The organism is Fodinibius sp. GM108 (assembly GCF_058386985.1).
The window spans coordinates 19,976-33,842 of record NZ_JBYEIR010000009.1 but is presented as its reverse complement, the minus strand read 5'-3'; the positions used below and the strand labels follow the sequence as shown (position 1 = coordinate 33,842).

General features: G+C 45.2%; 14 protein-coding genes and 1 tRNA gene. 6 read left to right on the top strand and 9 right to left on the bottom strand.

All coding sequences use genetic code 11. From position 1 onward, the window contains the following. Positions 1–91: 91 nt before the first annotated feature. Both ACT3ID_RS15795 and leuB read left to right on the top strand, forming a co-directional pair. Positions 92–670: a LeuD/DmdB family oxidoreductase small subunit gene (locus ACT3ID_RS15795; protein ID WP_491543019.1), complete on the top strand. Its 579-nt coding sequence runs from the start codon at positions 92–94 to the stop codon at positions 668–670. Beyond that, positions 657–1,766 (top strand): 3-isopropylmalate dehydrogenase, encoded by a 1,110-nt coding sequence (leuB, locus tag ACT3ID_RS15790; protein ID WP_491543018.1) that lies wholly within the window; start codon positions 657–659, stop codon positions 1,764–1,766. The genes ACT3ID_RS15795 and leuB overlap by 14 nt, the downstream gene beginning before the upstream one ends. Before the next feature lie 222 nt (positions 1,767–1,988). Here the strand turns inward: leuB and ACT3ID_RS15785 are convergent, their stop codons facing one another. From ACT3ID_RS15785 to ACT3ID_RS15755, 7 genes are all read right to left on the bottom strand, one after another. Further along, positions 1,989–3,293: a hypothetical protein gene (locus tag ACT3ID_RS15785; RefSeq protein ID WP_491543017.1), complete on the bottom strand. Its 1,305-nt coding sequence runs from the start codon at positions 3,291–3,293 to the stop codon at positions 1,989–1,991. Between the two features lie 273 nt (positions 3,294–3,566). Continuing rightward, on the bottom strand, positions 3,567–3,905 hold the full coding sequence (locus ACT3ID_RS15780) for a ferredoxin family protein (protein ID WP_491543016.1): 339 nt from the start codon (positions 3,903–3,905) through the stop codon (positions 3,567–3,569). A gap of 72 nt (positions 3,906–3,977) precedes the next feature. Further along, positions 3,978–4,667 carry a precorrin-2 dehydrogenase/sirohydrochlorin ferrochelatase family protein gene (locus ACT3ID_RS15775; RefSeq protein WP_491543015.1) on the bottom strand — a complete coding sequence of 230 codons (690 nt, stop codon included), beginning with the start codon at positions 4,665–4,667 and terminating at the stop codon, positions 3,978–3,980. Next, positions 4,664–5,443, bottom strand: a complete 780-nt coding sequence (locus ACT3ID_RS15770) for a phosphoadenylyl-sulfate reductase (RefSeq protein ID WP_491543014.1) — start codon at positions 5,441–5,443, stop codon at positions 4,664–4,666. The genes ACT3ID_RS15775 and ACT3ID_RS15770 overlap by 4 nt, the downstream gene beginning before the upstream one ends. 3 nt (positions 5,444–5,446) lie before the next feature. Continuing rightward, complete coding sequence (gene cobA / locus ACT3ID_RS15765; protein WP_491543119.1) at positions 5,447–6,238, bottom strand: uroporphyrinogen-III C-methyltransferase; 792 nt, start codon at positions 6,236–6,238, stop codon at positions 5,447–5,449. A 36-nt stretch (positions 6,239–6,274) separates the two neighbouring features. Continuing rightward, positions 6,275–7,957, bottom strand: a complete 1,683-nt coding sequence (locus tag ACT3ID_RS15760; RefSeq protein WP_491543013.1) for an NADPH-dependent assimilatory sulfite reductase hemoprotein subunit — start codon at positions 7,955–7,957, stop codon at positions 6,275–6,277. Between the two features lie 26 nt (positions 7,958–7,983). Further along, positions 7,984–8,826, bottom strand: a complete 843-nt coding sequence (locus ACT3ID_RS15755) for a sulfurtransferase (RefSeq protein WP_491543012.1) — start codon at positions 8,824–8,826, stop codon at positions 7,984–7,986. 741 nt (positions 8,827–9,567) lie between these two features. On the opposite strand from ACT3ID_RS15755, the gene ACT3ID_RS15750 reads away from it, so the two are divergent. From ACT3ID_RS15750 to moeB, 4 genes are all read left to right on the top strand, one after another. Beyond that, entirely contained in the window at positions 9,568–10,515 is a 948-nt protein-coding gene (locus ACT3ID_RS15750; RefSeq protein WP_491543011.1) for a PLP-dependent cysteine synthase family protein, read from the top strand. 9 nt (positions 10,516–10,524) lie between these two features. Continuing rightward, a complete protein-coding gene (locus ACT3ID_RS15745; RefSeq protein WP_491543010.1) occupies positions 10,525–10,992 on the top strand; it encodes a M67 family metallopeptidase in 468 nt (155 codons plus the stop codon). Beyond that, positions 10,980–11,258: a MoaD/ThiS family protein gene (locus ACT3ID_RS15740; protein WP_491543009.1), complete on the top strand. Its 279-nt coding sequence runs from the start codon at positions 10,980–10,982 to the stop codon at positions 11,256–11,258. Before ACT3ID_RS15745 ends, ACT3ID_RS15740 begins: the two co-directional genes overlap by 13 nt. 89 nt (positions 11,259–11,347) lie before the next feature. Then, positions 11,348–12,532 carry a molybdopterin-synthase adenylyltransferase MoeB gene (gene moeB, locus ACT3ID_RS15735; protein ID WP_491543008.1) on the top strand — a complete coding sequence of 395 codons (1,185 nt, stop codon included), beginning with the start codon at positions 11,348–11,350 and terminating at the stop codon, positions 12,530–12,532. A gap of 706 nt (positions 12,533–13,238) precedes the next feature. Here moeB and msrB read toward each other — a convergent pair. Together msrB and ACT3ID_RS15725 are read right to left on the bottom strand one after the other, a co-directional pair. After that, on the bottom strand, positions 13,239–13,688 hold the full coding sequence (msrB, locus tag ACT3ID_RS15730; RefSeq protein WP_491543007.1) for a peptide-methionine (R)-S-oxide reductase MsrB: 450 nt from the start codon (positions 13,686–13,688) through the stop codon (positions 13,239–13,241). 53 nt (positions 13,689–13,741) lie between these two features. Further along, positions 13,742–13,815: transfer RNA gene (locus tag ACT3ID_RS15725), tRNA-Pro, on the bottom strand. Positions 13,816–13,867: the final 52 nt, after the last annotated feature.

The window sequence follows — 13,867 nt, the reverse complement described above, 5'->3', positions numbered from 1 at the left end:
CAGTTCTTAAATGGTCGAGCAGGATGCCCGACCTACATCAAGAATTAAAAGGTTAATTACTACAAACTAAATCACTTTTAAATACCACAATATGTCTAAACAGCAGCAAAAAATAACAGGAAAGGCTTTTGTGCTCGGTAAGAATATTGATACCGATCAGATTATTCCGGCCGAGCACTTGGTCTACAGTCTCGATGATCCCGATGAACGAAAATTTTATGGACGTCATGCATTATCGGGCGTTCCCGATGAGCAATCCGGACTGCCGCAAGGAAATATTCCTCTCGTTGAGGATGATAAATTTGAAAGCGAATTTGATATCATTGTGGGCGGACCGAATTTCGGGTGCGGATCATCTCGTGAACATGCTCCCGCCTCCTTGGATATTGCCGGTATCGAGGCAATCATCGCCCCCACGTTCGCCCGTATTTTTTACCGTAATTCGGTAGACGGTGGTTTTGTTGTACCCTATGAAAGTCTGGAAAATCTGAGTGAAAAAGTTGAGACCGGTGACGAGCTGGAAATCAATCCAGAGGATAGAACTGTTCGAAACCTGACACAGGACGAAGAGTACGAAATTCGTCCGCTTGGAAGCGTAGCAGATATCGTAAATGCCGGTGGAATCTTTGATTTTGCACGAAAGGAGGGAATGATCGATGTCAAAAACTAAAAAAATTACTGTATTACCCGGCGACGGCATCGGACCTGAAGTAACCAGAGAAGCCGTCAATATTTTAGAAACGGTCTGCAAACGACACGGTTATAAATTAAATACCCGGAGTTTTCCAGTCGGTGGTGCGAGCATTGACAAGTTTGGACGTCCGCTAACTCAAGAAACACTCGAAGCCTGCAAAAACAGCGATGCTGTGCTTTTAGGAGCTGTCGGCGGACCCAAGTGGGACGACCAGCCCAAAGACAAGCGACCTGAGGCTGCGCTGTTGGGACTTCGAAAAGAGCTGGATCTATATGCTAACTTGCGCCCCATTAAAACTTACAAATCGCTGCTCAATTCCTCTCCTTTAAAACGGGAAATTGTCGAGAATGTGGATATAATGATTGTCCGTGAACTCACAGGCGGTATTTACTTCGGACGTCCGCGGCTTATTGAACAAACCGAATCCGGAGAACGCGCCGTGGATACCAAAGCATATACCACGGAAGAAATTGAGCGGGTGGCACACACAGCATTTGAAACCGCTACTGTCCGCAATAGAAAAGTAACCTCGGTTGATAAGGCGAATGTCCTGGATTCTTCCCGGCTTTGGCGTCGCACGGTTACTGAAGCCGCCAAGCAGTGGCCGGAAATCAAGCTGGATCATATGCTGGTAGATAACTGCGCCATGCAGCTTGTCCGATATCCCAATCAGTTTGACGTTATTCTAACCGGTAATATGTTTGGAGATATTCTGAGCGATGAAGCCTCCATGATTACCGGCTCGATTGGTATGCTGCCCTCAGCCAGTATTGGTGAGAATTATGCAATGTACGAACCCGTACACGGTTCGGCACCTGATATTGCGGGACAAAACAAAGCCAATCCGCTGGCAACGATTGCTTCGGCAGCGATGATGTGCCGCTACTCACTTGATATGCCTGATGCTGCACGGGAGATCGAGAAGGCGATTGAAGCCACACTCAATGACGGATTCCGCACTGCCGATATCTCTTCTGATCCTGAAAAAGAATATTTGGCCGACACTTCTGACATGGGAAGTGCGGTATTAAAGCATCTGAACCCAGATTTACAGCCGGGGAATCTACTTTAAGCTTTGTCATTAATTAAATAGCTAACATTAGTGAGACAAAGCCTTGAATTCAATCATCTTTGTTTCACCGCAGAGTAAGCAGAGGAAACACAGAGGTGATCAGAGTACATGCTCTCTGGGTAATCCTCTGTGGTTCTTTCTCGTCGCGACGTTTTTAATTTCATTGCTTAACAACAAGTGCTGAAAAATGGTTACGACGCAGAGCATCGTAACCAGATGAGTCTATTCTGATCCATTTTGCCAGTGACGATACGCCCGACCGGAATCCAACACCTGTTGAGCTTTTGATTTCGCTTTACTTGGTTCCTGAATGTTCAAACTTCCCAAAATTTGAGCAGCTTGATTGATCAATATTTTACGAGCGATATTATTTTTTCCTTTTAAAGCCGCAATGCCGGTTTCCAGGGTATATTCCGCTAGCGAATTACAGTGTTTCCACTCCTCTTCAGGATAGGTAATAGAATTATCTTCTATCCTGCTTATATGATTACTGCCATTCTGAACTACTATATTTTCCGACCTTTTACGGAAGTCACTTTGCGTTGAACCTTCCATACCCTTAACTATAAATACACCATTCAGCGACTGTCGATCATTCAGCAATCTGGCTAGTTCCTGCTTGTAATGTGAGTGGACATATCCCGTAACCATATAATTCTTTTGCTGGGATTGTAGTGGTTGCAAAAGTTTTTCAAGCGTGGCCGGAAATGTACGCTTCACTATTTTATCACGAAGATTTACTAACCCATACATTTCCGGAAAGTAGACCGACTGATCCAGATATCCCCAGCCTACTGCATCATTTTCGATCTCGTCCGTAACAGAGGCAGCACCTTTGAGTGGATGCTTACCGGCCAGCTTAAGCACCTTATGTATTGTATCTCCATTTTTTGGAGCTACCTCCTCTACCCCGTGACAATAGACAGGATTCCCCATTGCAGCTAACAAAGCGGCAACAAACGGTGTATATATAGGATAACGGCGAAAGCCATCATAGGGATCGGCAAGATCAATTAATAAAGGCACATCTACCTGATGGATATCAATAGCTTGCCGCATAGCTTGGAGAAATGCACTGTTTTCTTCAAAACTTTCCCGCTTCAGGCGTTCTCCGATCAAAAAAACACCCTTTTCATAATCAGGGATGTCGCTGCTCCACAAATACTCTATAGCAGAATGAGCTTCCTGCGCATTCAGATCTTTACCATTCAATATCTTCGCCAGAAGATTCTGAAATTCCGATCCGTTTTCTTCAAAAAAGAGAGTCGTTAACTCTTCCGGCAAAAAATATTTCCCAGATTCCCACCCTGCCAGTAACCTTTGCTCTGTCTTATTCTGTTCGAGAATTATAACAGAGGCTAATAAAACTGCTTTACTTACGAGACTAACATCTTCAGATGCCAGGGCCGGCATAATAATATCGAGGTCCTTTTCCTTTAACGACCTGCTTCCCTTGGGCCCCACCGCTTTTTTGCGGATAACTTCACAAAGCTTATGGTGGTATGTATCGACAGAAGATGTTTGCATAACTACCGTATTTTAAAATTCTATTATTAGAGGGCTTTGCAAAACCAGTGTCACCCTGAATTTATTTCAGGGTCTGATGCAAAAGTTCCACTAAAAGCTTCAAAAGAGCGATTGCTTACAGATGCTGAAGAGAGCCTGAATCGAGTTCAGGACAGGGTTCAGCATGACATATGTGGCTTTGCAAAGTCCTCTACTACCAATAAGATGTCTGCCGGGCAACACTATCACTTTTGGTCACCCGACAGGATAGTTATCACCATGGCACAGCAACAACTAGTTCCATGATTCTACTAAGAGTTCTTCTTTATCTTCTTCCTCTGCCCATTCATCCGCATCAGGCAGGGGATCAGATGTATCATTGATATGATGATCCATCCACTCCTCTGAAAGGCGATCGTTTAAATCGATATAATGCTCCCATTCCAAAGGCACTTCATCATCGGGATAAATAGCTTCTACCGGACACTCCGGCACACAGGCATCACAATCGATACATTCAAAAGGATCGATAGCTAAGAAATTCGGACCTTCACGAAAAGCGTCAACCGGGCAAACGGCAGCACAATTTGTATACTTACAATTAATGCATGGTTCAGTAACTACGTATGCCATTTTGTTGGATGTTAGAAGTTAGATGTTGGATGTTAGAAGGTTGAAATTTGACTCATCAACTGGCCTTACATTTTATTTTTCTATGCCCATATGGTTCAGAGCTTCAGCAACCGGTTCCTCACCCATAATCTCTGCCGTTCGGTCATATGCATCTTCAGTTCTACCCTCCCGAAAGAGGGTTAAGATTTCGGAATCAATGATCTCGTACCACAGTCTCTTTCTAGTTTCAAATTTATGATGATATTGTTTCATCGGTTTTCTCAACTTCTGCATAAATTCGAGAAAATGACCGTATTCCGGCCCAAATTCTTTCTCAAAACGCTGCCGAAGTCTCACCGACAAAGCCGGGGCTGCCCCACTGGTTGAAATCGAGATTGTCAAAGGACCGCGCCTGACTATGGAACCGAATGCAAAATTAGCATGCGGGATATCATCCATCACGTTTACGAGAATATCTCTTTCCTTACCTTCCTGATATACTTTCTTATTAATATCACCTTCGAAGTCAGCGACAATTGCCATGAAGGCTCCCTCCAGATCCCCCTGTTGATAATTGCGGGAGATCCATTCGAAACGATTTTGCGCTGCCCATCGCTGCATATTTTCGGTCAATTGAGGACTCACAACAGTAAGCCTGGCATTACGCTCCAAAAGTTGGGCCGCCTTACCTTCAGCCTCATGATTGCCACCGATTAGCACCGTTTTGTGTTCATCCAAACGACGCAAATAGATAGGAAACATTTCCATACTGCTACTCATCATTCCTTAGAATTGTTTTTTTGTGATCTGTTTGCCTGGGCAGAAAGGTGAATTCCGCATTCCGTTTTCTCGGATCCAGTCCAGCGGCCTGCCCGCTCGTCTTCAGTTTCGCTATCTACGGGATCAGTGCAAGGAATGCAGCCAATACTGGGATACCCTTCGTCATGCAGGGGATTATAAGGCAGACCTTTCGAATGGATATAGTTCCACACTTTTTCCCCGGTCCAGTTAGCCAGAGGATTAATTTTGATGACGTCATTTTCCGGGTCCCATTCTACAAACTGAGTTTGGCGACGTGTCTCGGATTGACTTCGGCGAACACCTGTAATCCAAGCTTTCTTATCCGAAAGATAATTTCGAAGAGGCAGTACTTTTCTAAGATAGCAACAGCGGTTGGGATTCCTTTCCCAGGGTTTGTCGCCGTACTTTTCGGCCTGCTCATCAAGCGAAAGCTCTGTACTTACCCTGGTTATATGAATATCGAATCGCTCTTCAACTTGGTCCCGCAATTCATATGTTTCATCAAATAACAGGTGCGTATCCAGGTAGAAAATGGGTATCTCAATTCCCAGCTCCCAGAGCCGATAAATCAGGAACATCCCCGATGGTCCAAAACCGGTACCAAGTACCATGTCGGGCCCAAACATATGATATCCCCATATCAGTACCTGATCAGGTCCCGCCGATTCAAATTGCTTATTAAGATCTTTAAGCAATCCATCAGAGAGTGTTTTATTAGGAATAATATCCTCTTTAGTAGTTTTTTGGACAGTTGACATAATTTACCCGGCGAATTGAGTTCGACGTTCAGCGTTAAAGACAGTATTCTCCAGCTCGTCTTCCGGTTTAAACCAAGCCAGCTGATTAGCTTTGCCAGCCAGCTCACCGATCACAATAGTACCGGGCGGAGACAACGATCCTATTTTCCCGGCAATGGTCTCCAGCGTTCCGATCACTGTTTTCTGTGACTGATACGTTGCTTGTTCAATCACGCTAACCGGCGTATCGGCATTACGTCCATACTTTATCAGTATCTCTGCAATTTGAGGGAGCGTTCGTATTCCCATAAGTACGATCAGCGTATCTGCATATACCAGATGCTCCCAGTTGGTGAAGTTATCTGTATTTTTAAGGGTATGCCCAGTGACAACGGTAAACGATCGCGCCACTCTACGATATGTTACAGGAATACCCGCAAACGCTGGAGCTGCCAGTGCACTGCTAATACCCGGAACTATTTCAAAGGGTATATTTTCAGAACGCAACGCTTCACATTCTTCTCCCCCTCTGCCGAACACAAAGGGATCTCCCCCTTTAAGACGGGCGACTATCTTTCCTTCACGGGCCTTTGTAATCAGGATATGATTGATCTGGGACTGCGAAACCGATGGTTTGTCGGGACGCTTCCCCACATATAAATGTTCGGACTGATCCGAGGTAAATGATAAAAGCTCGGGATTTGCCAGACGATCGTAAACGGTGATATCAGCCCTTTCCAAAACTCTTGCTCCTTTGACCGTAATCAGCTCCGGATCTCCGGGACCAGCTCCGACAAGGTAAACTTTGCCACTAATAAAATAATCTTGGCTATCCATAATAGTTCATCAGGGTTAAGGAGAAATTTCATCCAATTCTTCCAAACCTACGCGGTTCCAAAAGTCACTGAACGACTCACCGTTCACACGACTACTTTTGAAGTGCTCAAGCAGTGGTCGGACCTCTTCGACAAGATCACCGCGCTCTACCATATCTTTATATTTTTTATTCAGGCGTGTACCCGACGGATCTCCACCAACAAAAATTGAGTACTTATCAAGTGACCGGCCAACAAAACCGATATCCGCCACATAAGGTCTTGAGCAGCCGTTGGGGCAGCCTGTCATTCGCACGGAGAGTTTTTCATTTTCGAGTCCAAGCTCGTGCAGAACACTATCCAGTTGCCGTATAATATCGGGAAGGGCACGTTCAGACTCGGTAATAGCAAGTCCACAGGTTGGCAGTGCCGGACATGCCATCGAATACTTGATGAGGTTGGAAAGCTCATCCCTTAACAAAACGCCGTGGTCATGCAAGAGTTTAGAAATCTCCTCTCTATTCTCCTCTTCTACATCAGTGAGCAATACGTTGTGATTGGGTGTCAAACGTACGCCCGGTTCATACTTCCGCACTACTTTACGGAGCGCTGTTTTCAGCTGCAGCTCTCCCTCATCCTTGATGCGTCCATTTTCAACAGAGACGCCCAAAAACCAGTTGCCGTCGGATTGTTGGTTCCATCCCAAATAGAGGTCCAGATCAAACTCAGGCAGCTCGCGAAACGGCTCCAGCTCAAACCCGATCCTTTTGATTAGTTCTTTCTCAAACTTTTCCAATCCCCAGTTGTGAATCAGATATTTCATACGAGCCTGCCTGCGGTTTTTACGGTTGCCGTGATCCCGCTGGATGCCGATAATGCCTTTGACAACCTCAACAACCTTTTCTTTTGGGACATATCCCAGATCATCACCTAACCTCGGAAAGGTTTCTTCCTTCCGGTGATTCATTCCCATTCCTCCGCCGACAATAATATTAAAACCTTCGATTTTATTGTCATCATCGAATAGCGCTACCAGCCCAATATCCTGTGTATAAACGTCGATGCTGTTATCTCTGGGCAATGCTATTCCAACTTTAAACTTGCGGGGCAAATAACTGTGACCGTACAGTGGCTCTCTGTCTGTAACTTCTTCCTTTCCCGAATACACCTTGTCACCATTGAGCCATACCTCGTGATAGGCCTTGGTGGCAGGCAACAGAGTATCGGAAAGCTCATCGGCAAACGTCTGAACTTGAGCTTGCCGACCGTCGATATCGGGAGCCGGCGTAGCCATAACATTTCTGACAATATCACCGCAGGCTCCGAGTGTGGTGATCAACGACTCATTAATCTTTTGCAGCGTCTCCTTCAGCTCATCTTTGATCACGCCGTGCAGCTGAAACGCCTGACGAGTCGTTACCCGCAGGGTTTCATCAGCGTATTTATCAGCTATTTCATCCAGAGCCAGATACTGATCCGCGGTCATTTTTCCGCCCGGTAGCCGCCCGCGTATCATGAAAATGTAATGCCGGTCGCGTCCCTCTCGGAGATCACGATCATCTTGCTGGTAAGTGCCATGAAACTTTAGCACTTGTATGGCCTCCTTGCCGAAGTGGGAGGAGTCATTTCCCACTTCTTCGGCAAGAGGCCTGCGCAAGTAATCGCTGTTCTCCTTTATGACCTCAATCTTACTTTTGCTTTTTTTTCGTCGAGATCCCATAAAGGATTAGATTTTAAAAATTGAAATTATCGCTCGATGGGTGCATTGATCAGGTTGCCCCACTCGGTCCATGAACCGTCATAATTGCGAACAGTCGGATACTCCAGCAGCTCATTGAGCACAAACCATGAGTGAGCTGATCGTTCGCCAATACGGCAATAAGCGATAATTTCCTTGTCGGGAGTAATTTGCTCGCTCTCGTAGATCTCTTTCAGTTCTTCTTTTGTTTTGAAGGTACCATCCTCGTTCACCGCTTTCGACCACGGAATATTTGAAGCGCCGGGAATATGACCACCGCGCTGTGCACCTTCATTCAATCCTTCAGGACCCAGTTTTTCACCGCTGAACTCTTCCGGCGAACGGACGTCCACCAGACCGTAATCGCCGCTTTCAACAAGTTCAGCTACATCATCACGAAAGGCGCGGTACTCTTCATTTATATTCTCAATGGTGTAGTCACCAGCGTCAAGATTCGGCTGATCGGTAGTCAACTTACGATTTTCGGCTTCCCATTTTTTACGGCCGCCATCCAGAATACGAGCATCTTCGTGCCCATAATACTTTAACAGCCAGTAGGCCCAGGCGGCGAACCAGTTGTTATTATCACCGTAGAGTACGATGGTGGTATCATTATCGATACCGGATTGCCGTAGCAATTGCTCGAAGTCATCTTTTGAAGCAATCGTACGCCGCAACTGATCCTGCAGTTGTGTTTTCCAGTTCCATCCTACTGCACCCGGGATATGACCGGAATCATAGGATTCGGTATCTACATCAACTTCTACAAATTGGACACCTTCATCGTTGAGATGATTGGTTGCCCAATCAGTTGTAACAAGTACTTTTTCATTGGTTAATACGTCAGACATAATGTTTATTGCTTTGTGTTTTTGGATTTTGTGATTTATTTCGGAAAACTCACAAAGCCCTTCTGACGCAGGTAGGCAGGTATATTTCCAGCACAAAACAGAAAAGCCCACCACCTGCGACAGGTAGTGGGCTTTTTGTCAATTCCTTAGAAAATTATTTTGACATATCAGTTCCACTACCTTTCGCGGCATCCATACAACAACACATACACATAACTATGTTTGTGCACATCGCAGAAAAGTTGTGGACCTGATTTTGAGAAGTCATCAATACAATTTTTGTTTTTGCTGATTACATTTTGTCTTCAGCGCTTAAACGTTAAAAACAAATTTTCTTTAAGTCAATACCTAATTATCAAAAAGGAATTTTGCCGTGAATTTAACTAAAAAGATGTATCACTATGGAAACGAAAACGAGAAATTATCCGTTACAATACAACTGCTAATAACCCGTTGACACATCTATTAATTGGATTTATTAAAAAAATCCTTACTTTTAATCTGAAATTAAATGGCACCATCCAGTGCCATAAAAAAGAACCAACTAAGCTTTGTCAACAACACCAAACATATCAATTCACTTCTCTTCCAAGCACTGTTGTTGTGCGTGTTGTTGCTGCTGTTGCTGTTAGTTATCGGCTTATAATTTTCACATCTATTTTTTGCCGATAACGAATCCTGGTTCTGAGTTTCTGCTCGGCCATCTCATTATTTCTTCCTCTAAAAAATTGAAGCAACTGAATGATGAAAACCCCGCAAACAATCCTTAATAATGAAAGCTCACTGATCGAAAAAAGCGCCAAGCTGGGCTCTTTTATCGGTCGAACTCCGCTCTTCCCGATCAATAAACTTAACACCAACGAGCGGGTTAAAATTTTTGCAAAAGTTGAGTGGCAACAGTTCGGAACAAGTGTGAAGGCACGACCGGCATATCGTATTATTCATGATGCCGTTAAATCCGGCATTCTTCATGAAGATAAGTTTTTATTGGATGCCAGCAGCGGAAATACCGGTATCGCTTATGCACATATCGGAGCTGCCCTGGATATTCCGGTCACACTGTGCCTTCCGGAGAATGCCTCAGATGAGCGGAAACAGATTCTTAAAGCTCTAAATGTTGATATTCGACTAACCCCAGCGGGAGGCGGTACAGATGAGGCCCAGGAGATTGCTAAAAAGATTCACGACAACAATCCTGACAAATATTTTTATGCCGACCAGTACAGTAATCCCAGTAACTGGAGAGCACACTACGACACTACAGGCCCTGAAATTTTTGATCAAACAAATCATCAGATAACCCACTTTATAGCGGGACTGGGAACTACCGGCACCTTTACGGGAACCGGCAAATTTTTAAAAGAATATAACCCCGATATCAGGCTTATCGGCTTGCAGCCCGATATCGCCATGCATGGACTGGAAGGTTGGAAACATCTCGAAACAGCACATAAGCCGGCTATCTATGATGACTCGATCCCGGATGAGATACGAACAGTCAATACCGAAGATGCTCATGAAATTGTAAAACAAACAGCCCGTAAAGAGGGCCTGATTATAAGTCCCTCTTCCGCTGCCAACCTGGCCGGAGCCCTGCAACTTTCCAGGGAAATTGAGGAAGGTGTTATCGTAACAGTTTTTCCCGATGACGGAAGTAAGTACGGAGAAATAATTAATGAAATTATTTAGGAGTGTGAGATGAAACTAACTATCGATAAAGAAGCACTAGTAAAAATGAAGCAACATGCTGAGGCCGACTATCCCAATGAGTGTTGTGGATTTTTCTACGGCCTGGAAGGTGATGAGCGACAGGTGCGAATAGCTCAAGCAGTAGAAAATGCTAAAGAGGGTGACCAGAGCGACCGTTTTCAAATCGATCCGCTGGATTATCAAAAGGCAGAGAAATATGCTATTGAGCACGACCTGGATCTGCTGGGCGTATATCATTCGCATCCCGATCACCCGGCCGAACCATCAGAACATGACCGGGAGGTGGCTCTGCCCTGGTTTTCATACATCATCATTTCTGTTGATGATGGCGAAGCCGTTAATGCCCGTTCATGGCGGCTCAACGAGGAACGTCGTTTTGAAGAAGAACTAACAGAAATCAAAGAATTTTCAACTAAGCAATCAAAAGATAAACCTACAGAACCATGGCAAAATTAATTATTCCTACACCTCTAAGGAAATACACTAATCAAAACCGAACGTTTGAGACTGACGAGGAAAATCTCTCGGGAGCCCTGCATCAATTCATTGATGAATATCCCGAGGTAAAGGAAAATCTGCTGGATGAGGACGGAAACATCCGTTCGTATATCAAACTGTATATCGGTGATGAAGAAGTAGATCCCAATGAGAATGGCGGGATTGAACTCAGTGATGATACCGAAGTAAGTATCGTGCCTGCAATCGCTGGCGGATGTGAATAATGAATATCGAACCAAGAATTTTGAATTTCGAAATTCATCATTCCTTGTTCGGCGGTTCAAAATTCAAAAACAGAATAAAATAGATCACTATGATTAATTGGAAGGACATTGAATTTTCCGGGGATGAGCTTGGACATTACAGCCGCCATCTTTCGATTCCGGAATTTGGTATGGAAGGACAGAAGAAATTGAAAGCTGCCAAAGTAGTGGCTGTCGGTACTGGCGGACTCGGTGCTCCGATGCTGCAGTACCTGGCTGCTGCCGGTGTCGGCACTATCGGCATCGTTGATTTCGACAAAGTAGAGGCCAGTAACCTGCACCGGCAGGTTCTTTTCGGCGCATCTGATGTGGGACGTCCGAAAGTTGAAGTGGCAAAAGAACGTCTGCAGGAGATTAATCCACATATTAATATTCAAGTGCACGAAACGCGACTGACCAGCGATAATGCACTGGAAATCCTTGAAGAATATGATGTGGTGGCAGACGGTACCGATAACTTTCCCACGCGCTATTTGATTAATGATGCCTGCGTGATGCTGAATAAGCCCAATGTGCATGGCTCAATATTTCAGTTCGAGGGACAGCTTTCGGTATTCAACTATGTGAATGAAAAAGGAGAGCGCGGACCTAACTATCGCGATCTCTTCCCCGAGCCTCCGCCTCCGGGTTTGGTGCCGAGTTGTGCCGAAGCCGGGGTCTTGGGTGTTCTTCCGGGAATCATTGGCTGCCTGCAGGCCAGTGAAGTGATCAAGATCATTACGGGGATTGGAGACCCTCTTGCGGGTGAACTGTTTCTGTTTGATGCCCAGGATTTCAGCACGCGAAAAGTGAAGGTGAAAAAGAATAAAGATAATCCATTAACAGGCGAAAATCCCGAAATTACTGAACTTATCGATTATGAAGCTTTCTGCGGCGTACCTTCTGTCAATGGTGAAGAAGAGCAGGAAGAATCAGATGTACCAGAAGTAACAGTTCGGGAGTATAAATCGTGGCTGGACCGCGGTGAAGATGTGCAGCTTATTGACGTGCGTGAGCCGCATGAAGTGGAGATAGCCGAGATTGGTGGAGAGCTCATCCCGCTGAAGACCGTAGCCGATAATGCGGATAAAATAAGCCGTAACAAAAAGGTGGTGGTACACTGCCGAAGCGGAAAACGCAGTGCTGATGCTATTAAAGAGCTTCAGGAAAAGTATGGATTCGATAATCTGTACAACCTGAAGGGCGGCATCCTTGCCTGGTCGGAGGAGATTGATGAGTCGGTTCCGCAATATTAAGGATAGGAATGAGTAGTGAGACAATTTATTAATGCGGGAATTAATTCCCGAGCTCGTAATACAGAACTGCTACTCATCGGGACCGCAATGACTACAGAAGAAGTCAGATTTACATCTTCGCTGCCTCACGCTCAACCCCTCTGGATCCCGTTCCTTCCCGACAGCAGTCGGGAGAGAAATCTAAATTGGCAAAAATCCTTTCACTGCCACGATAGATTCCTCCATGCGCTCCGAATGCTTCGGAGCTTAGTCGGAATGACGTCAAAAGAAAGTTAGGTTGTGAGAGGGTCGTACCCCCGAACAAAAGGATACCTACCGGCTCACAAACCCCCAGTAAGCATGCTTCTCCATCGGGTGGCTGGATTTGCCATCCGATGGATAAAAGGTACAACCCTACTTATAGAATGGTCGGGAAAGTTTACACAAAATATCAATTATCTCGTTCCGATGTCTGCCCTTCGTAGTTTTAGCGTAGTTGGGCTCCGCGTCGGGACAGGTATGTTACGCCGTAAAACGATTTTCTCTAATTAAAATAGGTGACAGAACGCAGAGCGTTATTTTAGTCTTCAGCCGCTGAGCGACTGAAGAAAGATATGGCAGAGAGCAAATCCGTGGCTACTACTTTCGTGTTTTGGTGTTTTCGTGGTAAGAAAATCATGCTTATCCGCGGCAATCCGCGATTTGATTCGCTTAATCCGTGTTCTTTTCACCTATCTTCAATCAGTTGCAGAGATGCTGAATTTACGCAATATCGCAGTACCGTAGGCTCGGGACCATCCGGAAAAACGTGACCCAAATGAGCATCACATACATTGCATAACACCTCAACACGATGCATGCCCAAGCTGTTATCTTCCTCATAACGAATCACATTATCTTCAACAGGCTCGGTAAAGCTAGGCCATCCTGATCCGGATTCAAACTTTTCGCTCGAATCAAATAACTCAGTTCCGCAACAGACACAGGCATATAACCCCGGCTGGTGAGATTCGCAATATTCGCCCGTCCCGGGCTGTTCGGTACCATGTTTTCGGGTTACATAAAATTGTTCATCAGTAAGCTCTTTCTTCCACTCCTCATCCGATTTCTCCACCCTCCGCGGAGGTTCCGGGTTACCGTTTGCAGCATATTTATTTACCTGTTTCCAATCAATCATCGTTCTGAGATCTTATTTAAAAAGTAAAGGTCAGACAATGTCTGACCCTGAAGTCGGGACGACTGGATTTGAACCAGCGACCCCCACGTCCCGAACGTGGTGCGCTACCTGGCTGCGCTACGTCCCGAATTTCGAGTACCAAAAATCGAAACTTTCTTACCTAATTACAACAGTAGATT

Bases quoted from the DNA above. Each gene is read 5' to 3' on its own strand.
- ACT3ID_RS15760 (WP_491543013.1), bottom strand. From the start codon at position 7,957: ATGGGATCTCGACGAAAAAAAAGCAAAAGTAAGATTGAGGTCATAAAG.
- ACT3ID_RS15750 (WP_491543011.1), top strand. From the start codon at position 9,568: ATGATGAAAACCCCGCAAACAATCCTTAATAATGAAAGCTCACTGATC.
- ACT3ID_RS15780 (WP_491543016.1), bottom strand. From the start codon at position 3,905: ATGGCATACGTAGTTACTGAACCATGCATTAATTGTAAGTATACAAAT.
- ACT3ID_RS15775 (WP_491543015.1), bottom strand. From the start codon at position 4,667: ATGATGAGTAGCAGTATGGAAATGTTTCCTATCTATTTGCGTCGTTTG.
- ACT3ID_RS15785 (WP_491543017.1), bottom strand. From the start codon at position 3,293: ATGCAAACATCTTCTGTCGATACATACCACCATAAGCTTTGTGAAGTT.
- ACT3ID_RS15795 (WP_491543019.1), top strand. From the start codon at position 92: ATGTCTAAACAGCAGCAAAAAATAACAGGAAAGGCTTTTGTGCTCGGT.
- ACT3ID_RS15745 (WP_491543010.1), top strand. From the start codon at position 10,525: ATGAAACTAACTATCGATAAAGAAGCACTAGTAAAAATGAAGCAACAT.
- leuB (WP_491543018.1), top strand. From the start codon at position 657: ATGTCAAAAACTAAAAAAATTACTGTATTACCCGGCGACGGCATCGGA.
- ACT3ID_RS15740 (WP_491543009.1), top strand. From the start codon at position 10,980: ATGGCAAAATTAATTATTCCTACACCTCTAAGGAAATACACTAATCAA.
- msrB (WP_491543007.1), bottom strand. From the start codon at position 13,688: ATGATTGATTGGAAACAGGTAAATAAATATGCTGCAAACGGTAACCCG.
- moeB (WP_491543008.1), top strand. From the start codon at position 11,348: ATGATTAATTGGAAGGACATTGAATTTTCCGGGGATGAGCTTGGACAT.
- ACT3ID_RS15770 (WP_491543014.1), bottom strand. From the start codon at position 5,443: ATGTCAACTGTCCAAAAAACTACTAAAGAGGATATTATTCCTAATAAA.
- ACT3ID_RS15755 (WP_491543012.1), bottom strand. From the start codon at position 8,826: ATGTCTGACGTATTAACCAATGAAAAAGTACTTGTTACAACTGATTGG.